Annotated in this window: 23 protein-coding genes; 8 read left to right on the top strand and 15 right to left on the bottom strand. The window is 59.5% G+C overall.

The window, feature by feature from the left end:
- Positions 1–7: 7 nt before the first annotated feature.
- Positions 8–1363, top strand: a complete 1356-nt coding sequence (locus FHT71_RS22195; RefSeq protein ID WP_183722067.1) for an LLM class flavin-dependent oxidoreductase — start codon at positions 8–10, stop codon at positions 1361–1363.
- Here FHT71_RS22195 and FHT71_RS22200 read toward each other — a convergent pair whose 3' ends face one another.
- From FHT71_RS22200 to FHT71_RS22210, 3 genes are all read right to left on the bottom strand, one after another.
- A complete protein-coding gene (locus FHT71_RS22200; protein ID WP_132587899.1) occupies positions 1364–2017 on the bottom strand; it encodes a methionine ABC transporter permease in 654 nt (217 codons plus the stop codon). It lies immediately after the preceding gene.
- Positions 1998–3083, bottom strand: a complete 1086-nt coding sequence (locus FHT71_RS22205) for a methionine ABC transporter ATP-binding protein (RefSeq protein WP_132587900.1) — start codon at positions 3081–3083, stop codon at positions 1998–2000. Before FHT71_RS22205 ends, FHT71_RS22200 begins: the two co-directional genes overlap by 20 nt.
- A gap of 93 nt (positions 3084–3176) precedes the next feature.
- Entirely contained in the window at positions 3177–4010 is an 834-nt protein-coding gene (locus FHT71_RS22210) for a MetQ/NlpA family lipoprotein (RefSeq protein WP_007797477.1), read from the bottom strand.
- Positions 4011–4280: 270 nt separating this feature from the next.
- On the opposite strand from FHT71_RS22210, the gene FHT71_RS22215 reads away from it, so the two are divergent.
- The gene (locus tag FHT71_RS22215) at positions 4281–5738 is read left to right on the top strand and encodes an FAD/NAD(P)-binding protein (protein WP_210294251.1); all 1458 of its coding nucleotides are present in this window, start codon (positions 4281–4283) and stop codon (positions 5736–5738) included.
- A 266-nt stretch (positions 5739–6004) separates the two neighbouring features.
- On the opposite strand, the gene FHT71_RS22220 is transcribed toward FHT71_RS22215, so the two are convergent.
- On the bottom strand, positions 6005–6532 hold the full coding sequence (locus FHT71_RS22220) for a hypothetical protein (RefSeq protein ID WP_132587902.1): 528 nt from the start codon (positions 6530–6532) through the stop codon (positions 6005–6007).
- Positions 6533–6756: 224 nt separating this feature from the next.
- Here FHT71_RS22220 and FHT71_RS22225 point away from each other — a divergent pair, with 224 nt between their 5' ends.
- Genes FHT71_RS22225 through FHT71_RS22245 form a run of 5 tightly spaced genes read left to right on the top strand, consistent with a single transcriptional unit; the run spans position 6757 to position 10573 of the window.
- The gene (locus FHT71_RS22225; RefSeq protein WP_132587903.1) at positions 6757–7428 is read left to right on the top strand and encodes an amino acid ABC transporter permease; all 672 of its coding nucleotides are present in this window, start codon (positions 6757–6759) and stop codon (positions 7426–7428) included.
- Complete coding sequence (locus FHT71_RS22230; protein WP_132587904.1) at positions 7428–8099, top strand: amino acid ABC transporter permease; 672 nt, start codon at positions 7428–7430, stop codon at positions 8097–8099. Before FHT71_RS22225 ends, FHT71_RS22230 begins: the two co-directional genes overlap by 1 nt.
- Before the next feature lies 1 nt (position 8100).
- Positions 8101–8835 (top strand): amino acid ABC transporter ATP-binding protein, encoded by a 735-nt coding sequence (locus tag FHT71_RS22235; RefSeq protein WP_132587905.1) that lies wholly within the window; start codon positions 8101–8103, stop codon positions 8833–8835.
- A gap of 9 nt (positions 8836–8844) precedes the next feature.
- Positions 8845–9762 (top strand): N(4)-(beta-N-acetylglucosaminyl)-L-asparaginase, encoded by a 918-nt coding sequence (locus FHT71_RS22240; RefSeq protein WP_183722073.1) that lies wholly within the window; start codon positions 8845–8847, stop codon positions 9760–9762.
- Positions 9763–9781: 19 nt separating this feature from the next.
- On the top strand, positions 9782–10573 hold the full coding sequence (locus tag FHT71_RS22245; RefSeq protein WP_007797499.1) for a transporter substrate-binding domain-containing protein: 792 nt from the start codon (positions 9782–9784) through the stop codon (positions 10571–10573).
- A 37-nt stretch (positions 10574–10610) separates the two neighbouring features.
- Here FHT71_RS22245 and FHT71_RS22250 read toward each other — a convergent pair whose 3' ends face one another.
- From FHT71_RS22250 to FHT71_RS31875, 6 genes are all read right to left on the bottom strand, one after another.
- Positions 10611–11612, bottom strand: coding sequence for a LacI family DNA-binding transcriptional regulator (locus FHT71_RS22250; RefSeq protein ID WP_132587907.1), 1002 nt, complete (start codon positions 11610–11612; stop codon positions 10611–10613).
- Positions 11613–11722: 110 nt separating this feature from the next.
- Positions 11723–11977 (bottom strand): DUF2934 domain-containing protein, encoded by a 255-nt coding sequence (locus FHT71_RS22255; RefSeq protein WP_132587908.1) that lies wholly within the window; start codon positions 11975–11977, stop codon positions 11723–11725.
- A 111-nt stretch (positions 11978–12088) separates the two neighbouring features.
- Entirely contained in the window at positions 12089–12502 is a 414-nt protein-coding gene (locus FHT71_RS22260; protein WP_132587909.1) for a VOC family protein, read from the bottom strand.
- 4 nt (positions 12503–12506) lie between these two features.
- On the bottom strand, positions 12507–13604 hold the full coding sequence (locus FHT71_RS22265) for a Gfo/Idh/MocA family oxidoreductase (protein ID WP_183722076.1): 1098 nt from the start codon (positions 13602–13604) through the stop codon (positions 12507–12509).
- Between the two features lie 10 nt (positions 13605–13614).
- Positions 13615–14625, bottom strand: coding sequence for a Gfo/Idh/MocA family oxidoreductase (locus FHT71_RS22270; RefSeq protein ID WP_132587911.1), 1011 nt, complete (start codon positions 14623–14625; stop codon positions 13615–13617).
- 356 nt (positions 14626–14981) lie between these two features.
- On the bottom strand, positions 14982–15173 hold the full coding sequence (locus FHT71_RS31875) for a hypothetical protein (RefSeq protein ID WP_132587912.1): 192 nt from the start codon (positions 15171–15173) through the stop codon (positions 14982–14984).
- Positions 15174–15391: 218 nt separating this feature from the next.
- Between FHT71_RS31875 and FHT71_RS22275 the strand changes: the two genes are divergently transcribed.
- A complete protein-coding gene (locus tag FHT71_RS22275) occupies positions 15392–15703 on the top strand; it encodes a hypothetical protein (RefSeq protein ID WP_132587913.1) in 312 nt (103 codons plus the stop codon).
- Between the two features lie 36 nt (positions 15704–15739).
- Here FHT71_RS22275 and FHT71_RS22280 read toward each other — a convergent pair whose 3' ends face one another.
- The 5 genes from FHT71_RS22280 to FHT71_RS22300 form a co-directional block, all read right to left on the bottom strand.
- Positions 15740–16078, bottom strand: a complete 339-nt coding sequence (locus FHT71_RS22280; RefSeq protein ID WP_132587914.1) for a DUF2147 domain-containing protein — start codon at positions 16076–16078, stop codon at positions 15740–15742.
- Positions 16079–16253: 175 nt separating this feature from the next.
- Positions 16254–18257, bottom strand: a complete 2004-nt coding sequence (locus FHT71_RS22285) for an aldo/keto reductase (RefSeq protein ID WP_132587915.1) — start codon at positions 18255–18257, stop codon at positions 16254–16256.
- A 45-nt stretch (positions 18258–18302) separates the two neighbouring features.
- Positions 18303–19388 (bottom strand): sn-glycerol-3-phosphate ABC transporter ATP-binding protein UgpC, encoded by a 1086-nt coding sequence (ugpC, locus tag FHT71_RS22290; RefSeq protein WP_132587916.1) that lies wholly within the window; start codon positions 19386–19388, stop codon positions 18303–18305.
- A 14-nt stretch (positions 19389–19402) separates the two neighbouring features.
- Positions 19403–20239, bottom strand: coding sequence for a carbohydrate ABC transporter permease (locus FHT71_RS22295; protein WP_132587917.1), 837 nt, complete (start codon positions 20237–20239; stop codon positions 19403–19405).
- On the bottom strand, positions 20236–21096 hold the full coding sequence (locus tag FHT71_RS22300; RefSeq protein WP_007796063.1) for a sugar ABC transporter permease: 861 nt from the start codon (positions 21094–21096) through the stop codon (positions 20236–20238). The genes FHT71_RS22295 and FHT71_RS22300 overlap by 4 nt, the downstream gene beginning before the upstream one ends.
- Between the last annotated feature and the right edge of the window lie 65 nt (positions 21097–21161).

Consider the following 21161-nt stretch of genomic DNA (forward strand, 5'->3'; position numbering starts at 1 on the left):
ACGATATATGAAGCAGATGCAGATCTTTGCATTCGACATGAACTGCGTCGGCCATATCAATCATGGCATGTGGACGCATCCACGCGATACGTCCCTTCAATATACCGACCTCGATTACTGGGTGGATTTTGCCCGCACCGCCGAGCGGGGCAAGCTGGACGGAATATTCCTGGCGGATATCGTCGGCGTCTACGACGTCTACAAAGGCAGTCCGGCGCCCGTCATCGAAACCGGCGCGCAAATCCCGGTCAACGATCCACTGATGCCGATCTCGGTCATGGCATACGTTACCAAGCATCTCGGCTTCGGGGTAACCGTCAACACGACCTACGAGCCGCCCTACCTGTTGGCGCGGCGCATGTCGACGCTCGATCACCTGACAAAGGGGCGGATCGGATGGAACATCGTCACCGGCTATCTCGACAGTGCCGCGCGCGCCATGGGCTTTGAGACATTGCCAGAACACGACGCACGCTACGATGCGGCCGAGGAATATCTCGAAATCCTCTACAAGCTCTGGGAGGGAAGTTGGGACGACGATGCGGTGCTTTGTGACAGGGCGCGCGCCATCTTCGCCGACCCTTCAAAAGTTCGCGCCATCAGGCATGACGGCCAATATTACAAGATGGAAGGCATTCATCTTTCTCAGCCCTCGCCGCAGCGCACGCCACTGCTTTTTCAGGCGGGCGCCTCGGCGCGCGGGCAGGATTTCGCGGCCCGCCATGCCGAATGCGTCTTTATCGCTGCGCCGACCCCGCAGGCGGCACGTCCGACCGTGGAGGCCCTGCGGCGGAAGGCCGAAGCATTCGGTCGTGGAAAGGATGCGTTGCGCGTTCTTGGCCTCGTCAGCGCGGTCGTCGGTCGCACCGAGAAGGAAGCACTGGATAAGCTCGAAGACTACCGCCGGCATGCGAGCGTGGAAGCGTCTGTCGCGCACTACTCGGCTTCGACAGGCGTTGATTTGTCGAAGTACGGTCTCGACGAGCCGATCGCGCAGACGTCAACCAACGCCAATCAGTCCGCGCTTGCCGCAATCACCAAGAAGGCACCAAAGCCTGTGACGTTGCGCCAGATCATTGATCAAATGGTGCTCGGCAGCCGCATGAGGCCGATCGTCGGGTCAGCCGAGCAGGTGGCGGATCGCCTGGCGGCGTGGGTTTTTGATGGTGGTGTGGATGGCTTCAACCTGGCGCGCACGGTGGCACCTGAAAGTCTGCGCGATTTTGTCGATCTTGTCGTGCCGGTGTTGCAGGAGCGCGGACTCTTCAAGGCGCAGTACGCCGAGGGATCCCTCAGGCAGAAGCTGTTCGGCGGCCGCGGCAGGTTGCCATCCTCGCACCCTGCCGCGGCGTTTCGTTATTAATTACTTGTGGTCAAGCCTGGCGACCAGCCGGTCGCCGAGCCACTGTATGCCGCACACAAGGACGATCAGCACGGCAACGACCACCACCATGACGGTCGTCTCGAAACGCTGGTAGCCGTAGCGGATGGCGAGGTCGCCGAGACCGCCTGCACCGATCGCGCCGGCCATCGCCGAGGCGCCGATCAGCGTCACCAGCGTCACTGTGAATCCGGCGACAATGCCAGGCAGCGCCTCCGGAACGAGCACTTCGCGAATGATTGTCCAGCGGTTGCCGCCCATGGCGCGCACGGCATCGATCAGGCCGCGGTCGACTTCGCGCAACGACACTTCGGCGATACGCGCATAGTAGGGCGTCGCGGCAATGGCGAGCGGCACGATGGCGGCCCACGTGCCAAGTGCGGTGCCGACGATAAGGCGCGTCAGCGGGATCAGCGCGACCAGCAAGATGATAAACGGTACGGAGCGGAAGCCGTTGATGATAGCACTCAAAATGCCGTTCACCCAGGCGTTCTCGGCTATGCCGCCCTTGTTCGTGAGAACCAGCGCCAGACCAAGCGGCAGGCCGAAGACCAGCGAAATCAGCCCGGATGCACCGGTCATCAGGATCGTTTCCCAGAGGGAACGAAGCAGAAGATTAAACATGATCGGTGTCATAGCCGAGAACCTCCACCCGCGCCGAGCGGGCCTTCAGAAACTGCAGAACCTTGTCCTTCAGGGCTGGGTCGCGCATCGGGATAGCAATGAAGAAGCGTGCCACCGGCTGGTTCTGGATATGATCGATGCCACCGTGGACGAGCCGGAAGGATTGCGGCAGCGCAGTGGAGAGATCGGCAAAAACCGCGCCCTGCGCAGCCGGGCCGGCCATGTCGACGCTGAGGATCGCCTCCTGTCCGGACGTGGGTGACAGCCGGGCGGCGATATGCTCCGGCAATTGCGGGCGGCTTCCCGCCAGCAGGCTTTGGGTGATCGGCGCCTTGGGATCGGCAAACACCGCCCAGACCTGACCCTCCTCGACAATACGGCCGGCATCGATGACGGCGACGCGATCGGCAATATTGCGCACGACCTCCATCTCATGCGTGATGAGCACGATCGTGAGGCCGAGCTTGCGGTTGATATCCTTCAGAAGGGTCAGGATCGAACGGGTCGTTTCCGGATCGAGCGCAGATGTCGCTTCATCAGAGAGCAGCAATGCCGGGCGCGCCGCGAGCGCTCGGGCAATGCCAACGCGTTGCTTCTGGCCACCGGACAGAGACGAAGGATAGGCTTTTGCCTTGCCCGCGAGGCCGACAAGCTCCAGCAATTCATGCGCGCGCTTCAGGCGTTCGGCCTTTGCGACGCCGGCGATCTTAAGCGGCAGTGCGACGTTTTCTTCGACCGTCTTCGACGCCAGTAGGTTGAAGTGCTGAAAGATCATGCCAACGCGGCGGCGAAGCGGCTGCAGATCCTTTTCATCGAGGCCGATAATACTGGACCCCTCGATCTCGATCTCGCCGCTGTCAGGACGCTCCAGGCCGTTAAGGCAGCGGATCAGGGTGGATTTTCCCGCGCCGCTGCGTCCGATGATGCCGAGGATCTCACCTTTGCGGACGGTGAGCGATATGCCGTCGAGAGCGGCAGTCGCACCAAAATGCCGATGCACGTCGACAAGGCGGACCACCTCTTCCGACGCCGCCTCCGGCGTGGCCCCGATTGCGGAGGCCGATACAATTGAGTTCATGTTCTTTCCCTTCGGAAACGCCCAAGGCGGCCCGGGCAAGGAACGCCCGGACCGCCTTGTTCAACGCGCCTAACCTCTCGGCGCGAATGTCGATCAGTAAGCGCTGACGCCGGTTCCCTTATACACCTTGTCGAACTCCGCCTTAACGGCGTCGTTCTGGTAGGACGACACCAGTGTCTTCACCCAGGTCTCGTTCTCGCTGCCTTGCTTGACGGCAATGAAGTTGCGATACGGATTGTCGGCGATCGGCTCCTGTGCGATGCGGTCAGCCGCAGACAGCCCCGCCTTCAGAGCCCAGTCGGTGTTCACGACTGCGGCATCCAGATCGTCGATAGCACGGCCGACCACACCGGCATCAAGTTCCTTGATCTCAACTTTCTTAGGGTTCTCGGTGACGTCGGTGACGGTTGCGAGAATGCCCGTCCCGTCCTTGAGCTTGATGATGCCTTCGTTCTGCAGAACGCGCAGTGCGCGACCCTCGTTTGACGGGTCATTCGGCACGCCGATGGTCGCACCTTCGGTGATCTCGGCGACTGCCTTGTGCTTCTTGGAGTAAAGGCCGATCGGCCAGACGCCCGTGTATCCGACGGGGACGATATGATAGCCGTGCTGCGCGACCTGGTTGTCGAGATAAGGCTTATGCTGGAAGGCGTTCGCGTCGATTTCGCCGCGTTCCAGCGCCTCGTTCGGCTGTGTATAGTCGTTGAAGACGACCGTTTCGATCGTCAGGCCGTTCTTGGCGGCTTCGGCGGTCACGACGCGCCAGACATCTTCATCCTCGCCGCTCATGATACCGACCTTGATCGACTTGTCTTCGGCAAACGACGCAACAGGCGATGCAAAAGCAATCAGGGCGACCGTCGAGGCGGCGATCGCGGCAAGGCTTGCACGACGCGTCAGACTTGATGTGGACGTCTTCTTGTTCATTGTGGTGTTTCCCGTCTTGAATTGATGAGGGCTGGCCTCTGACGGCCAGATAATTTCAAAACTGCTCAGGGTAAACCAAGCACGCCGATCTCTATTGCGCTGCAGCACAGGAAAACTCTTCGGCGCCTGGACGGAATAGCGGGATAAAAATTCTACTGATTTAGTAGAATATTGCCGTTGCCGGGCTCCCTGACTGACTCTAAGTTAAACCATCCGAGCGCGAAGAACAAACATGCGCTCTTGAAACAAAGGCGATTTGGACCGCGGGCATTGAAGCAAGACAGCACGACATCACAACAGGCCCTTCGCGACAGGATACGCCGACCTGTGGTGGCGATTATCGGCGGAGGCGTTTCGGGAGCCGGCGTCGCATACCATCTGGCGCACTCCATGGCTGACCGAGCGCCAGCAATCGTCGTCTTTGAGCCACGGCGCGAGCTTGGCAGAGGGCTTGCGTATGATACGACCGATCCGGCCCATCGCATCAATGTTCCAGCCGCCCGCATGAGCCTGCTACCGGACCATCCGGAGGATTTCCTCGAATGGATCGCGCACAATGACGCTGTCGCCGACGACCCGGAAGCTTACCGGCCAGATGGCAACCTCTTTCCCCGGCGCCATGTGTTCGGAGCCTATATTGCGTCAGCAGTCGCTCCTTTCGTGCAGAGCGGCGCTGTGCGCCATCGTCGCGCGCTCGTTATCGCGGTGCGCCGGGACGGTGCGCTCTGGCACATAACCGATAGCCAGGGCGGACAGGTGTTTGCCGACTTTCTGGTGATCGCCACCAGCCATCCATCGCCATCGACGCCAGGTGTTTTGCGCTCGCTTGAAGGACACGAGCGATTTGTAGCCGATTCCACCTGCGCGGGAGCACTTGACACCATCCGGCCGGACGACAGGCTGCTGATCGTCGGCAATGGTCTTACCGCTGCTGACATCGTCGCCTCGCTCGCGCGGACCGGCCATCGCGGTCAGATCACATCGATTTCGCGCCGGGGACTGAGATCAAGAGGTCATGCACCTTTTCCGCAGGACCCGTTCGGCGAGTTCGAGGCTGCCCCGGTCCATAGTGCAACAGCATTGTTGCGGAGCGTCCGGCAAGCCATCACTCAGGCAAAAGCCGGCGGGCTGACATGGCATGCCGTCATTGACCAAGTGCGCGGCCACGGCCAGGCAATCTGGCAGAACCTGCCGATTTCAGAGCGTTGCAGGATCGTGCGCCATATCAGGCCCTATTGGGACGTTCATCGGTTCCGGATCGCGCCTCAGGTGGAAGAGGTACTCGAGCAGGCGATCGCCGGAGGCAGGATGGAGGTGCTGGCGGCTTCCGTCGCTCGCGTGCGTCGCGAGGATGAGGCCATCCATGTGGAGCTTAGGCAGCGGCATGGCTCGCAACTACAGCGCAGCTACGATGCCGTCGTCGTCACAACGGGTCCGGCGCATGGCGGCATCCTTGAAAGCCAGACATGGCTTTCCAGGCTTCGCGATCAATCATACCTGCAGCTCGACCCAACCGGTCTCGGGATCGCGTGTTCCGAGCACTCGGAGGCGATTGGTGCTGAAGGGCACCCCGATGCGACCTTGCTTATTTCCGGACCGCTGGCGCGCGGCACATTCGGAGAATTGATGGGCTTGCCACAGATCACGGAACATGCGGTCTTCGTCGCCAGCGAGCTTGCCGCAAAGGTAAAGGCAATGACGGATCACGGCGGCGGCGATATGAGGTGAAAACCGACATTTCGGTAGCGTTGCCCCGTCAACTGGCAGAGTGCGTGGGGAGAGAATGCTGTTCGCTTTTGCGTCATCACCAACGGTCCACCCGAAGTCCGATCGATAAGATACCGCTCGATCTCGTGACGCAGTTGTCGAACGGGCATGATGGAGAAGCGTCTCGAAGAGTTGAAGCGACACCCAATCGGCCTTGCGTTGTTGAACTATATCCGCACGTGCCATTTCCCATTGAGCGACGTGCTGAGGATTCGACCAGCTTGGCTTTACTCAGCAGTCTCCGTGAAGGCCACGAGCTCTGGATCGAAGTCAACCTCTACCACATTATTGAAGACCGCTGTCGCGAGCATGATACCAGCAAAGGCCACAAGATCGACGAGCGTCTTGGCATCGTATCGATCCTTCAGCTTCGCCCAGATCTCGGCGGGGACCGCGTTGGAATCGACAACGATTGCCTTGCCGAAGGCGTTGAGGAGTACTTCGTCTTCAGACAAGATCAGGGCCTCCGGGTCGAAGCCCGCATTGATGAGCGCCCGGCGAAAGAAGGTGACGGCAATTTTCGAGTTCGCGGCTTTCGAAATGGCGTGCGAGAAGACCCAGATAGGTCTATCGGGAATTGAAGAGAGCTCGGCGCGAAGCGTGAACCATTCAGCGTAAACGCGGTGGGCAACGGGTGAATGCAATAGCGTGCGCTTCATGTTCGTCATAAGCCCGCGTACCCTCACCTCCTCATCGTGTACGGCGCGAATCTCATCGGAAGCAGTAGCATAGTCGATCTGTGGGATATGACTCATGGCGATGCTCATTCTATGTGTGGCAAAATGTCAGACGTCTGCGAATCAGCAAATGGTCCTGATGCAGTTTTCGATCATCTTGGCAAAATCGGCTACGTCACGCCAATCCGTTAAGTTCATTGCCGCCACACCAGGAAGGTCAGGAAATCTCCCCCTGCATTCTTGACAATGTTTGGTTGTCGGGGCACGATGAAACCGGTTTCACTCACGCTCATGGAGAGATCGTGCGGCTCGACCTGTCGATTCTCTTGCCTCATCTCGGCTTTCTCGCGCAAGGCGCCCTTCTGACGGCGCAAGCATGCGCGCTCGCGCTCGCCGGCAGCGTCATCATGGGCGCATTCGTGGCGATCGCGCGAACATCCTCGTCGGCGCTCCTGCAGCGGATCTCGTTCATCTACGTCGATATCTTCCGCAACGTGCCCTTCATCGTGCAACTGTTCTTTTTCTATTACGGCCTGCCAGAGATCGGCATCTATATCGATGCCTTCACGACGGGCGTGATCGCGCTGTCGATCGCCGGCGGCGCCTACGCCTCGGATGTGATCCGCGCCGGCATTCTGGCAATCGATCAGGGCATCATCGAAGCAGCCGAGGTCAGTGGCCTGTCGCGGCGTGTGATGTTCACGCGCATTGTCCTGCCGATTGCGCTGAGAACGTCGATACGGCCACTCGGCTCAGTTCTCATCAACATGATCCTCACCTCGTCGATCCTCTCCACCATCACGCTGAATGAATTGACCGGTTCGGCACAAATCGTGGTCTCGCAGACATACCGGCCCTTCGAAGTCTATATTGTGCTGCTCGTTGTCTATGCGGCTTTGACCTACCTCGTTTCGCTCGCCATCGCACTGCTCCACCGTCGCCTCAACCGTGACATGATGGAGGCTGTTGCCTGATGCGCTTTACAGATTTCACGTCCTTTGACCTCATTCTTCTGGCGCAGGGTCTCAGCGTCAATGTTGCACTCTTTCTCGCGACATCGTTGGTCGGACTGATGATCGGCATCAGCTGGGCAATCGTGCGCTTCTATCGCGTGCCGCTGCTTTGTGAAGCGATCACCTTCGTTTCCGAGCTCCTGAAGAATTCACCGGTGCTGGTGCAGTTGTTTCTGGTGTTTTTCGGACTGCCCGGTCTCCTTCACATCCGCGTGACACCGGTCACCGCGGCGACGATCACGCTTTCGGCCAACACTGCCGCCTTCGTCTATGTGATTGCAGTCTCGGCAATCGAGTCGATCGGCCGCGACCAGATCGAAGCCGCGCGCGTGTTTGGCTTGAGCCGCTGGCAGGTGCTTCGTCATGTCGTGGCGCCGCAGGCAGCGGCATTTGCCGTTGGTCCGCTGATCGCGCTCCTCGTCAACCAGTTGCAGGTAACCTCGCTGATCTCGGTCATCGGCGTCGTCGACCTGACCAAGATCGGCAACATTCTCAATATGCGGACGCTGAAGCCATTTATCGTCTGGACGGCTGTCGGCTTGCTTTATTACGCCGCCGCCAAGCTTGTCGCTTGGCTCGGGTCGCACTTCGAAAAACGCCTTCGCGCCCATAGTGCTTGGAGAGGGCTCTGACATGATAAGAGTTGAAAACGTAAGAAAGGCCTTCGGCCACACGACCGTGCTCGACGGCGTTGATCTAACCATTGCGCCGGGCGAGGTCGTCTCGATCCTAGGCTCGTCCGGATCCGGCAAGTCGACGCTGATCCGTTGCATCAACGGTCTGGAAAAGCTGAGTGGCGGCAGGATCACGGTCGACGAGTTTGATGTCGGCAAGCCCAAGGAGCTTGCCGAAGCGCGCAAGCGCTCAGGCACGGTTTTCCAGCTGTTCAACCTCTATCCGCACATGACGGTCCTCGCCAACATCACGCTCGCGCCGGTCGAAGTGCTGAAGAAGCCCCGCAGCCAGGCGGAGGCGATGGCCCGCGCCCTGCTGGAATCGGTTGGCCTCGGTGGCCGGGCCGATGCCTACCCGGCCCAGCTTTCCGGTGGTCAGCGCCAGCGCGTCGGCATCTGCCGGGCGCTTGCGATGCAGCCGCGTTACCTATTGCTGGATGAAGTGACCAGTGCGCTCGACCCGGAGATGACGGCAGAGGTGTTAACAATCCTTGCCAAGCTCGCGCAGGAGGGCACGACGATGCTTTTCGTCACGCACGAGGTCGAATTCGCCAGGCAGATTTCGGATCGCATCGTCTTTCTCGACAAGGGCAGGCTGCTGGTCGACCTGCCAACCAAAGAGTTCTTCTCCGCCGATGGCGGCATGGGGCAGCCGCGTGTCGCCCAGTTCCTTTCCAAGATGCGCAAAGATTAGAGGTTCTAGATGCTCCTTTTGGCCAATAAAGAAGCCTGGCCGGGTTTTCCGACATCCGTCGAAATGTTGCGTGATGGTGCAATCAGCCTGGATGCGATGGTTGCGGGGATCAGCAAGGTAGAAAGCGAAGTGAAGGTTCGCAGCGTTGGGTACGGCGGTTGGCCCAATATGCTTGGCAATATGGAGCTGGATGCGGCGGTGATGGACGGCAATACACGTGAGGTCGGCACGGTCGGCGCCGTTCCAAATACACTTCCAGTGGCTCGCCTTGCTCATGAGGTCATGAAGCGCCTTCCCCACGTTATGCTGACTGGCGATGGCGCACGTCGCTTTGCGAGTGAAATCGGTTTCTCGGATGACGAGGTGTTGTTTGAGGACAGCAAGCGGGTCTGGTGGGAGCGACTGGAAAAGGAGCTCTCGCCGGAGGATCTGGCGAAGTTTCCAAATATTCCGCTGGCGCCTCTCAGCCGCGCCATCACCGATCCGGAGCGCGTTCGCGACACGACCGTCTTCTTGTCGGCCGATCCCAAACGCGGCATCCATGCCGCGACGTCGACATCGGGTTGGGCATGGAAATATCCGGGCCGTCTTGGCGACAGCCCGATCCCCGGCGCTGGCTTCTATGCCGACAGCCGCTATGGGGCGGCCGCCTGCACGCATACTGGCGAAATGACGATGCGCTGTTCGACGGCGCGCACGGTGGTTCTTGCGATGAAGCTTGGCTATTCGCTCTCCGACGCTGTGAAGCTCGCCGTCGATGAGCTCAATGAACTCTCCACCGGATTCCTGGCCGGCGTCGTGATCCACGCGGTCGATGCCAAAGGAAACCACGAGGTCGTGAATTTCAGATGCGAGGGCGAGATTCGGTACTGGCTCTGGGAGGACTCGATGCCCGAACCGGAATTGCGGGCAGCGAAACTGGCATAACTAAAAGAGGGAATGAACCATGAAGCGCATTCTGACTACCCTTGCCGCCCTGGCCATCGCGGCTGGCTCGGCATTTCCGTCCTTCGCCGGGATGATCGACGATATCCGCTCGCGGGGCACCGTTCGCATCGGCGTGTCGCTCGGCGGCGAGCCGATTGGCTTCCGTGACGCGCAGAACAATCCAGTCGGTTACGACGTCGATGTCGCAACACAGCTTGCCCAGAAGCTCGGTGTGCCGGTCGAGTTCGTCGACGTCTCAGGCGATGCTCGTATCTCGATGCTCGTTTCGGGCCAGATCGACGTCGCCGTCGCCAACACCTCGGCAACGCTCGAGCGCGCCAAGACAGTGAATTTCACGATCCCTTACAATCGGGCTGGCCTACGCGTCATCGTTCAGAAGGATGCGGGCATCAAGGAACTGAAGGACCTCGCCGGCAAGAAGGTCGTCGTTGGTCGCGGCACGACGGGCGAAAACTTCCTCAAGACCGCCGTTCCAGATGCGCAGCTCGTCTACGTCGATCAGTTTGCTCCGGACGGAGTCCTCCAGTTGCAGCAGAAGCGCGTCGATGCGGCAATCGAGGATTCGTCGCTGCTCGATTATCTCGCGACCAAGACCCCGTCGCTCGTGACCCTGCCGGGCCTTTATTCCAACGATCCGATCGGCATTGCCGTCGCCAAGGGTGATCCGGAATTCGTGCGCTGGCTCGACATGTTTGTTTCCGATTACATCCAGTCGGGCGCCTATGCGGCGAACTACAAAAAGTGGTGGGGTGCAGAATCCAACCCCCCTGCCCTCAATCCTCAGTGGTAAAATGATCGCGGGCCGCCTTCGGGCGGCCCGTTGCTCGTTAGCCCGTCAGGCGTGGCACGAAACGTGTCGGCACTGTCACCGGCAGCTGGCCTGGCGTGAAATTGCCGGGGTTGGCAACTGAATCGACAATATGGCGGACATAGAGCGCCTTGTCGTAGCCGATCGAAGAGATCGGATAGGCGTCGAAATCGGTCAGTGACAGGTTGTCGAAACCATAAAGCCGGAAGCGCGAGGGACGGCCATCGGGAAAGTCGGTCCGGCGGACGTCCAAGATGCCCATCGCCATCGCATCGGATGTGCAAAAGACAGCATCGAAAAGGTCAACGCCCGTGAGTTCCGTGGCCGCCGCATGCCCGCTTTCATAGGAATAGTCGCCCTGGATCCTTCGTACGAGATTGATGCCGTAGCGCAAAAAGGCTTCCTGGTAGGAGCGGATCCGCGCCTGCTCGACCGGAGAGGACGCACGTCCGGTCACAAGAACGGTCCTGCGCACACCCTTGGATGCGGCATCCGCGACGGCTTCGGCGATGCCAGCATGCTCATCCGGGATGATCACGGGAGAAAACTCGTCGTGAAGGCCGTTCAGCATGATGACATGATCGGAGCGGAACATCCGCCGGACGGTCGGCGCGTCCGCAAAATCGGAAAACACCAGCGCAGCGTCGACATGGTAGGCGACGCCATTGCGCAGGAACTCTTCGACGCGCGCGACCGATCCGATGCGGATCAGGATGACCTGCTTGCCGACCATTTGGACCTGATCGATGAGCCGGTCAAACAGGTCGAGGTCCGAGAGATCGTGGATGTGATTAACCACGACGGCCACGAGATTGACGGTCTTGGTGGTCAGGCTCTGTGCCAACAGGTTCGGCTTATAGCCGAGGCTTGCAGCCGCAGCGATCACGCGCTCTCGCTTCTCGGAGGATACTGGCCGCGGTTCGTTGGAAAGCGCCCGGCTGGCGACCGCACGCGACACACCCGCCAAACGCGCGACATCGGCAATCGTGGGAGGAGCGTCACGGTTACTATCGTGATTCATGATCGAGAGCTTTCCACCTTTGGCAGGGTGATATCGCAACGTCGCGTGCTTCGGCTATGGTAATCTTTCGTTTCTTGGCGGTCAGCAATCATCAGGCACCGGCCCGTCGATCACGCAGATGCTGTTTGTCCGTGCGAGGCGACATCAATGCCATTTTCAACGTCCTTCGCGTGCATCAGGCGACCCATTGCCCGCAGGCGCTCGATGAGGTCGCTGCCGTCAACGGAAGCGCGGGTCAGTTCCAATTGTTGGTATTCCAGTGCGGCCTGCTGCCAATGTTCGCCGCTGCGACCTTCCGGCCGCCCTTCGGCTTCCCAGAGTGCATAAGCACGCTGATTGATCCAGTCGTCCTTGCTGCGTGACATGCCAACCCCAGCCATGAAGGAATGTATCGTCTCCTTCAGGCTGACAAATCAGCATTACGGAGTCGTTACCGCAACGCAAAAATGTTCCTGCCGCCGGCATGTTTGTGGGGATCAGATGCGCTTCAATTCATCACGGCGTTCCGCGAGCTCGACGATGATGCCGTCGGGATCGCGAAGAAAGGCCACTCGATCCAGCACCTCAGAATTGACGGCTGGGCGCGGCCTCTCCTTGATCTCCACGCCTTCCGCCTCCAGCTTTGCGAAGCTCTCATCAACGCTTTCGACTAGGAAAGTAATATGCAGCACGCCCGATGTGGCCGGCGGCAGGTCTAAGGCAGGTGTGGCGCCACCGGGCGGGGCGAAGATCTCAAGCATGCCGCCACCGGTGTCGAGAAAAGCCACTTCCGTGCCGTTGGCCATCGTCTTGCGCAAATGAAGACGCAGGCCAAGGAGATCACGGTAGAAGGCAAGCGACCGGTCCATGTCTGCGGTCACCATGCCGACATGCTCGAAGCTTTTGATCATCGGCTCAGGCTCCGGCTGCCTGGCGTCGCTCTTCTTCCGGCAGCCAGGAATGGTAGAGCGGATGGTCGGAGAGGATGGGCAGCAGCGTCGGCTTGCCAGTGCGCTGCGAATGATATGCGGCGGTCACCAGCTCCAGTGAGTTGCGAGCATCTTCCAACGTCACCGGTGGCTCGCCGCCGGTCGTCAATGTATCATGGAAGAGTTCGAACTGTCTGGTGTAGCCGTCTTCCTTGACGACATAACCTGCCAGCGCCTCGTCGACGCGCTTCTGATGCTCTTCCGTCCCGGCAATGAAGCTCCAGGGGTCTCGACCCATTGTGTAAGGCTCGACAATGCTCTCGACGACGAGATCGGAGAAGCAGAACCGCAGCCGGGAGATTTCCTTTCGGGAGCCGAGCGTCATCGACAGCGTCGCCAACGAACCGTTCTTCATCTTCACCGAAAGGGCTGCCGTATCCTCGACCTGGATCGGATTGACCAGTGTCGCCCCGTAGGAGAAGATTTCGGCGCATGCGCCGTGCACATAGTTCAGCATATCGTGCGCGTGGATCGCGTGGCCAAGCAGACCGCCACCCAGCTCGGTTACCCATTTTCCCCGCCACGGGACCGCATAATAGTCCGGGCCGCGCCACCAATGGGTTTCGATTGTGGTGAGGAATGGAGTGCCGGTCAGGCCGAGATCGATCAGCATTTTCAGCTTTTGAAGTCCCGAGCCGTAGCGATACTGAAAGATCGGCATCAGTCGCGGACCTTCGGCGCGCGCGACAATGCGGGCCATCTCGTCGACTTCAGCTATCGAGCCGAACAGCGGCTTTTCGCAGATGACGTGCTTTCCGGCTTCGATCGCCTTGCGGCATAGCTCAAAATGCGAACTCGGCGGGGTGCAGATGTCGATGATATCGAGATCGGAGCGAGCGATCATCGTCTCGGCATCCTGGGTATATTCGGGAATACCGAACTCCTCGCAAAGCGCCCGGCCGCGGTCCTCGTCGAGCGAGCAAAGGACGGCAACGTCAAACAGCTCCTTGTTCCAGACAAAGCCTGTCAGGTGCCGGGAGGCGATCCCCGCCCCGATGATACCGACGCGAAACTTCTTGGACATGACAGCTTCCCTAGCGATGACCCAGGCGCGCGGCCTTCGATTGTGCTTCCAGCGAAAGGCGGCAGACCTCGTAGACATGAGCCTGGGGCATCGCCGTCTCGGTGCGGTCGCGCACATCGGCAGCGAAGGCATCGAAATAGTCGAGTTTCTCGCTGCTGCAATCGATGTGCGTCATCTCCTTGCCGTTGACGAGGAAGAGGTGGTCCTTGCCCGGCCGTCCGGCGATGTCGATGTATTTACGCAGCTCGATATAGCCCTCCGTACCAAGGATGGTCAGGCGGCCATCGCCCCAAGTCGGCAGTGCCTCCGGCGTAAACCAGTCGACACGCACATAGCCCGAGGCTTTCTCGGAGCGCAGCAGCACCTCGCCGAAGTCCTGGAATGCAGGCTTGTCGGGCATGCCGAAATTGCCAACCGAGCTTGCCACGACTTCACCGCTCGTCGATCCCGTATAAAAGAGGAACTGATCGACCTGGTGCGAGGCGATATCGACGATGATGCCACCGAACTGCTCCGGATCGAAGAACCAGTTCGGCCGTGTCGGCAATTGCAGCCTGTGCGGCCCCATACCGAGCGTCTGGATCACCGTACCGATCGCCCCTTCTTTGACGAGCTTGCCCGCCTTGACGGCGGATCGCACGCAATGGCGCTCGGAAAAGCAGATCGAAAAGATGCGGCCGGTTTCGGCGACGGTGCGTTTGACTTCCTCCAGCTGCGCAAATGTCGTCACACCGGGCTTATCGGTCATTACGTCCTTGCCAGCCTTCATCGCGCGGATGGCCAATCCTGCGCGGTCACGCGGGATTGCGGCGATGCAGATCACGTCGATCGACGGATCCGCGAAGATAGCGTCGCGAGCGATCTGCGGGGCATCCGGATAGGTTCTCTTGAAGGTTTCCAACAGCGCAGGCACCGAGGTCTGCGGGCAATATCCGACGAATTCTGCACCCGCCGCAAGCAGGCCCTTCACGTGATCGAACGTGTGTCCATGATCGATCCCGACGACGGCAAATCTCAACATAACAGCAATGTCCTCCTGGAAAATTCCAAACGCCCCGGCTTTTTGAGTCCTGGGCGGCCTCCTCTGGCTGAAACAGACAGCCAAACCCACACGCTGTCAAGGTCTGACAATTGACGAAAGTCCGGCGCTGTTCCATTAAGGTACGGAATTTACAATGGAATTTTTTGTATCTAAATAGTTATTTATTTGTGTGAGAAGTATTGGGTCTGAAGGCCGGGCCCTCGAACTCTTCTCCGCTACGTACATCCGGATCGCCGAATTCCTATGTGTCGTGGCGTTGCGGCAGGGCTTCAAATACTCAAGGCTCTCGACGGCTCGCAGTCGAACAAGCCTGGGCCAAGCACCGCGCCCAACGCTTAGTAGCTACAGGGACGATCATTACCAAATCCACCGCTGCACGCTGGCCGCAATGCAAAGTCTGCGTTGTGAGCGCCATACCCAACCGACCCCGTTGTTCGAGGAGCGTCTGAGCTTGTCGAACACGCTGTTGCGACGCCCGCGATTGCAACGACCATCCCGAGGCACATCATCCTTCGAAGCGTTTTCATGTCATCCTCACGACATAGTTTGCCACCAACTGGACAGAAACTAGGTCCCGGTGAGACTGGGAAAACAGCGTGTGCCATCAATACTTCGTCATCGATGGCCGCCAATGGCAACCTTTCTGCTACCAGCCCAACTTTGGCAGTCGCAAAACCTTCCGGCCACCAGTTTGGCACGAGGAATGCATGGTATTTTTCAGGGGTTCCTTTGTTAGGAGGGAAAAATGACGGCCTTGGTTACCGATATCGTCAGCGCCACTGGACAACTCGAAGCAGCCATTCTCGATGTCACGTCTGCAGATCCCAGCATCATCGTTAGATCCAAGTCAATGAAAGCAAAGGCAAAATTTCTTCCGCAGGTATTGGTGGAGCAATACCCGGAGCTCTCATGGATCGAACGCGAGCTGCGCGGTGTATTCGAAGCCTGCTCGCACGCCATTGACCGCAAATCGATCAGTCCGGTGGTCGCAAAAGCGGCAATCTCCATCGCCGAGGAATACCGGCAGGTTATCGACGGGCTGAAGCGCCGGAACTAGCCGCGCACAAAGCAGCCGGCATAGTTCCACTCGCAGTTACAACCGCGTCCAGATCAGCGAGACGCAGATCACCTTCATCGTGCAGCCGCGCATGTGCACCGTGTCGCCACTGAGTGTGAGCACTCCCGTGAAAGTCTTTTTGCTCTCCGGCTCCACGATGGTTCCGGTGAAGTTACCGTTACTGCCCTGGAACGAGCCGATGCGCTTGCCCGCATTGTTGCCCGTCTTCATCGTGATGCAGTAGCCCTGCGCGCATTCGTCGATGGCCGCAGTGGTGCCGACTTGAGTCTTCCAGGTGCCGACGACAGGCTCTTGAGCCAAAACACCAAAGGCCACGAGCGTCATCGACGCCGTGGTCAATACCAGCCGTTTCATCGTTTTCGCTCCCCTATTGACAGTCAGGGTGGGGCCGCTGGTCCGACCTAAAGCTTTCGACTATACGCCCCGAAGGTGTCCTGCTCCAGCGTCCAGTGGTCCTTTGTGCATGAGGGAAGTGAAGCCACACGCCCGGGACTGGCGCCCAAAGCCCCGGGCGATCGTTGCTATCGCGTCACGCTTCCAGCCACTTCACCTGTTCCGGTGTCAGCTTGATGTCGAGCGCCGAGAGGCTGTCTTCCAACTCGGCGATGGTGCGCGGTCCGATCAGCGGAATGACCGGGAACGGCTGGGCGATTACATAGGCGAGCGCGATGTGGATCGGGCTGCGTCCGAGCTTGTTTGCGAGCTCGATTGCCCGGTCCCGGCGCTCGAAATTGCGATCCGAATACCAGCAACGGACAATTTCCTCATCATCGCGCTTGTCGCGTCCGGCGCGCTCCGTAAAGAAGCCGCGTCCCTGGCTCGACCATGCAAAGTTCGGGATCTGCTTGGCATTCAGCCATTTCTTCCAGCCGTCATCGGAAGCCGCCACGCATCCAGCCCAGATCGGATCGAGCATCTCGGCAAGCGAGAAGTTGTTGGAAAGGGCAGCCGGCGCCGTCTTGCCATTCTTGGCGGCGTAGGCTGCGGCTTCGTCCACGCGCTCGCGCGTCCAGTTCGATCCGCCGAAGATGCCACGAATTCGACCGCGCTTGACCTCTGCGTCCATGGCATCGACGAACTCGCCAACCGGAATATCGGTATTGTCTCGATGCATGAAGTAGATATCGACATAGTCGGTCTTCAGACGGTTCAGCGACTGGTCGAGCTGCTTGGCGATGACATCGGGATAGCAGAGCGGGGAATGGACGCCCTTGCCGATCAGCACGATCTCCTCGCGCGGCACCTTCCGGCTGGTGTGCCAGTCGCCAAAGATGCTCTCGGTCTTGCCCCCACCATAGACGAAGGCCGTGTCGAAGACATTGCCGCCCGCCTCGTAGAATGCGTCGAGGGTCAGAGACGCGGCAGCAAAGTTCGGGAAGAATTCGAAGCCGAGCGTGACGAGCGAAGCCGGCTTCGAAATGCCGGGAATCTGGCGCTGCGGGATGCTGTTTCCGCGCCGAACCGCACCACCTGCGATGTTCGCGGTTCGCTTGTCCGCCTTCTCGACGCCGTATTCCAGACCAATCGAGGCCCGCCATTGATCAAGAACACGCAGGTTTCCGACCGAGTCGGCCCAGCTCATGCCGGGTGCGCGGAATTCCTTTTCATCGGCGCGGATCGCATCGCCGGCTGCATCGACCTCAAAGGAATAGAGCCAGCGGTCTTCCTTGACCTCGATCGTCTGCTGCTCGTTGCCCTTGAAGATCTCGATCCTGCCAGTGCCGCCCTTATGGCCGGAGGCAAACCAGAAATCCTTGACCTCGATGCGCCCTTCCGAACCGATGATGCGCAGCGTATTGTCTTGCTGGGCCATGATCGAGCAGGACACTTCGGCGATGACGCCGTTTTGAAATTTCAAAACGGCGGACGCCCACTCATCCACCCCCGATTGACCGAGGTGACCGACGCCTGAGACCCTTTCCGGCTCGAGGAACGGCTTGCCTTCGACAGTTCCTGCGATCAACCGTGCCATGGAGACCGGATAGCCTCCGACATCGAGGATACCGCCGCCGGCCGTCTCGTTGGCAAAAAGCCGATGCTCGGGCTTGAACGAGCCCATGTTGAAACCGAAGCTCGAGCGGATGATGCGCACGCTGCCGATGACACCGCCTGTGATCAGTTCGACGATCTTGGCCGTTTGCGGGTGAACGCGATACATGAAGGCCTCGCCGGCAAAGACGCCGGCCTTCTTGGCTTCGTGATAGATCGCATCGGCGTCGAACGCGGAAAGTGCAATCGGCTTTTCGACAAGAACGTGCTTGCCGGCGCGGATAGCCTTGATTGCCCATTCGGCATGACCGGTATGTGGGGTTGCGATATAGATCGCGTCGATTTCTGCGTCCGCCAGCAGCGCATCATACCCATTGACGATGCGGGCGCCGGGGAAGTTCTCGCCGAGTCCGGGCTTTTGCGGGTTGCGGGTGGCAATGGCGACGAGTTTTCCCGTCCGCGAATGCGCGATGCCGTCCGCAAAGGTGCGGGCGATCGTGCCCGGACCGATAATGCCCCAACGGATCGGTTGGTCTGTGCTCATAGGGAATTCCTCTTCATTGCATAAATCTTGGGATGAGGTTTACAGTCAGCGCAGGCGGTTGCCGTCGCCATCGAACAGAAAGATGCGGTGGGCGCTCAGGCCGACGGTCAGTGTGTCGCGATTGCCGGCAGCGCGCGATTCCGGGCGCTCGATAATGAGCGGCTCGCCGCCTGCCGTGGTCGCATAGATGTAGCTTGTGTTGCCAAGATGCTCGGCGACGTCGATCGTCACGGTGAGATCTGCCTCACCCTGCCCGGCGTCGACAAAATGCTCCGGCCGGATGCCGAGCGTCACCTGTGTGCCGGGCATGACCGAGCTGCCCACGGGCATGTTCAGGCGGACATTCCTGTCACCCGCAAGCGCAATCGTCGCGGTTGCACCGTCCTTTTCGATGATCTCTGCTTCGAGGAAGTTCATCTTCGGCGAACCGACGAAGCCGGCGACGAACTGGTTGGCGGGATCATCGTAGAGGTCGAGCGGCGCACCGACCTGCTCGATATTGCCTGCACGCAGGACGACGATCTTGTCGGCGAGCGTCATCGCCTCCGTTTGGTCATGCGTGACATAGATCATTGTCGTGCCAAGCTGCTTGTGAAGACGGGAGATCTCGACACGCATCTGCACGCGCAATTCCGCATCGAGGTTCGACAACGGCTCGTCGAAGAGGAAAACCTGTGGTTCGCGCACGATGGCGCGGCCAATCGCAACGCGCTGGCGCTGGCCGCCTGATAGTTGCTTCGGGCGGCGATGCATCAGCTCATTGATCTGCAGAATGTTGGCTGCATGCTTGACGCGCTTTTCCGTGTCCTGTTTCGGGTTGCCGTTCATGCGCAGACCGAAGCTCAGGTTCTCCTCGACCGTCATGTGCGGGTAGAGAGCGTAGGACTGGAAGACCATGGCGATGCCGCGATCGGCCGGCTCGACATCGTTGACGACCGTGCCGCCAATGTTGATCTCGCCGCCCGAGATGTCCTCAAGACCGGCTATCATGCGAAGCAGTGTCGACTTGCCGCAACCGGAGGGGCCGACGAAGACGACAAACTCGCCGTCCTTTACCTCAAGATTGGCGCCATGGATGATTGCCAGCGCGCCGAAGCGCTTGACGACATTTTTCAACGAAAGTTCAGACATCAGACGTTTTCCGATTACTTGACTGCGCCGGCCGCGATGCCGGCGATGAAGTGGCGCTGCAGGAGCACGAAGACGACAAGGATCGGCGCCGTCAGCATTATTGCTCCCGCCATGATCCCTCCCCACGATACCTTGGTCAGACCAATCAGCGTGCCAAGCGCCACCGGTGCCGTCATCATCCCCGGCCTGGAGTTGATGAGCAGCGGCCAGAGGTAATTGTTCCAGGAGTGCAGGAAGAGGATGATGGCAAGCGCCGCCATCGTCGGCCTTGCGAGGGGCAGTGCGATCCGAAGGAAGATCTGCCATTCCTTGACGCCTTCGACACGCGCGGCATCGAAGAGTTCCCCAGGCATCATCGAGAAGGCCTGGCGCATGAACAGCACTCCGAGCGAGTTGAAGAGCGGTGGGACAATCAGCGCAATCCAGGTATTAGCCAGCCTGAATTCGCGGGCCACCATGATGAACTGCGGAATGACAACGACGGCAAAGGGCAGCGTGATCGTCCCGAGAATGATGCCAATGACGATCGACCGCCCGACGAAGCGATAGCGGGCCAGCGCCCAGCCGGCCATCGAGGTCAGAAGCACCGACAGGAACGTGTAGATCACCGCAACGCCGATGGAGATGAACATGGCGCGGATGAAGTCGGTATCGGCCTGCAGGTTCTTGAAATTCTCGACGAAGTTGGTCGACGGCCAGAGCACGATCTCGGGGCTGAATATGCCGAAGTCCGACATCGTCGAGAAGACGAACATCATCCAGAGCGGAAACAGCCAGATTATGGCCAGCGGCGTCAGGACGGCGTGGAGGGCGACCTGCCGGAGCAGCAGCGATTGAGACTTCGATCTCATTTGGGCTCCCTTCCGATCCAGAGGTTGAAGAGTGAGATCGCGACCGCCAGCGCCGCCATCGTGTAGGCGACGGCCGAGGCATAGCCGAAATTGAGCGAGCGGAAGCCCTCGCGATAAAGGAGAAGGCCAAGCGTTTCCGTTCCGCCTCCCGGACCGCCGCGATTGGTGATGAGGAATGGTTCGGTAAAGAGCTGCATGGTGCCGATGACCGACAGGATGACGCAAAACAGGATGATCGGCTTCAAGAGCGGCAGCGTGATGTGGAAGAACTGCTGTGTCTTGCTGACGCGATCGAGCGTTGCCGCCTCGTAGACGTCGTCAGGAATGGATTGCAGGCCGGCGAGAATGATGATCGCGTTATATCCCGCCCAACGCCAGGTCACCGCAATGATGATCAGGGTCATGGCAGCGTTGGCATTGTCGAACCAGGAAACGGCTGGAAGACCGACCAAGGTGATGATCTTGTTGACGATCCCGAAATCGAAACTGAACATCAGGCGGAAGACCGCAGAATAGGCCACCTCGCCAACGACGACGGGCGCGAAAAAGGCGAAGCGGAACAGCGGCCGCGCCTTTAAGAGCGGCGAGTTCAACAGCACCGCCATTACGGTGGCAAGCATGATCATGACCGGGACCTGGATGACCAGGATGATCAGCGTGTTGTAGAGCGCGTTATAAAAGGCCGGATCGCCGATGAGACGACCCCAGTTAATGGAAAGACTGAATTTCCATGGATTGACGCGGGTATTCTGAAACGAGGTCAGAAACGAACTGATGATCGGCCAGATCCAGAAGGTGGCAAAGATCAAGAGGTAGGGCGCAAGAAAGGCGTAAGCGTTCCGGTTGCGGATCGGCATTGTATTCTCCTCACAGACGAGACGAGCCACCCCTCAGGATGGAGGCCGGGCGCGTTGCCACGCCC

This window comes from Rhizobium sp. BK060, assembly GCF_014193145.1.
Lineage (GTDB): Bacteria > Pseudomonadota > Alphaproteobacteria > Rhizobiales > Rhizobiaceae > Rhizobium.

What these genes read in the sequence shown, in the direction of transcription:
- FHT71_RS22195 (WP_183722067.1), top strand. Translation starts at nt 8, where the DNA reads ATGAAGCAGATGCAGATCTTTGCATTCGACATGAACTGCGTCGGCCAT.
- FHT71_RS22200 (WP_132587899.1), bottom strand. Translation starts at nt 2,017, where the DNA reads ATGACACCGATCATGTTTAATCTTCTGCTTCGTTCCCTCTGGGAAACG.
- FHT71_RS22205 (WP_132587900.1), bottom strand. Translation starts at nt 3,083, where the DNA reads ATGAACTCAATTGTATCGGCCTCCGCAATCGGGGCCACGCCGGAGGCG.
- FHT71_RS22210 (WP_007797477.1), bottom strand. Translation starts at nt 4,010, where the DNA reads ATGAACAAGAAGACGTCCACATCAAGTCTGACGCGTCGTGCAAGCCTT.
- FHT71_RS22220 (WP_132587902.1), bottom strand. Translation starts at nt 6,532, where the DNA reads ATGAGTCATATCCCACAGATCGACTATGCTACTGCTTCCGATGAGATT.
- FHT71_RS22230 (WP_132587904.1), top strand. Translation starts at nt 7,428, where the DNA reads ATGCGCTTTACAGATTTCACGTCCTTTGACCTCATTCTTCTGGCGCAG.
- FHT71_RS22235 (WP_132587905.1), top strand. Translation starts at nt 8,101, where the DNA reads ATGATAAGAGTTGAAAACGTAAGAAAGGCCTTCGGCCACACGACCGTG.
- FHT71_RS22240 (WP_183722073.1), top strand. Translation starts at nt 8,845, where the DNA reads ATGCTCCTTTTGGCCAATAAAGAAGCCTGGCCGGGTTTTCCGACATCC.
- FHT71_RS22245 (WP_007797499.1), top strand. Translation starts at nt 9,782, where the DNA reads ATGAAGCGCATTCTGACTACCCTTGCCGCCCTGGCCATCGCGGCTGGC.
- FHT71_RS22250 (WP_132587907.1), bottom strand. Translation starts at nt 11,612, where the DNA reads ATGAATCACGATAGTAACCGTGACGCTCCTCCCACGATTGCCGATGTC.
- FHT71_RS22255 (WP_132587908.1), bottom strand. Translation starts at nt 11,977, where the DNA reads ATGTCACGCAGCAAGGACGACTGGATCAATCAGCGTGCTTATGCACTC.
- FHT71_RS22260 (WP_132587909.1), bottom strand. Translation starts at nt 12,502, where the DNA reads ATGATCAAAAGCTTCGAGCATGTCGGCATGGTGACCGCAGACATGGAC.
- FHT71_RS22265 (WP_183722076.1), bottom strand. Translation starts at nt 13,604, where the DNA reads ATGTCCAAGAAGTTTCGCGTCGGTATCATCGGGGCGGGGATCGCCTCC.
- FHT71_RS22270 (WP_132587911.1), bottom strand. Translation starts at nt 14,625, where the DNA reads ATGTTGAGATTTGCCGTCGTCGGGATCGATCATGGACACACGTTCGAT.
- FHT71_RS31875 (WP_132587912.1), bottom strand. Translation starts at nt 15,173, where the DNA reads ATGAAAACGCTTCGAAGGATGATGTGCCTCGGGATGGTCGTTGCAATC.
- FHT71_RS22275 (WP_132587913.1), top strand. Translation starts at nt 15,392, where the DNA reads ATGACGGCCTTGGTTACCGATATCGTCAGCGCCACTGGACAACTCGAA.
- FHT71_RS22280 (WP_132587914.1), bottom strand. Translation starts at nt 16,078, where the DNA reads ATGAAACGGCTGGTATTGACCACGGCGTCGATGACGCTCGTGGCCTTT.
- FHT71_RS22285 (WP_132587915.1), bottom strand. Translation starts at nt 18,257, where the DNA reads ATGAGCACAGACCAACCGATCCGTTGGGGCATTATCGGTCCGGGCACG.
- ugpC (WP_132587916.1), bottom strand. Translation starts at nt 19,388, where the DNA reads ATGTCTGAACTTTCGTTGAAAAATGTCGTCAAGCGCTTCGGCGCGCTG.
- FHT71_RS22295 (WP_132587917.1), bottom strand. Translation starts at nt 20,239, where the DNA reads ATGAGATCGAAGTCTCAATCGCTGCTGCTCCGGCAGGTCGCCCTCCAC.
- FHT71_RS22300 (WP_007796063.1), bottom strand. Translation starts at nt 21,096, where the DNA reads ATGCCGATCCGCAACCGGAACGCTTACGCCTTTCTTGCGCCCTACCTC.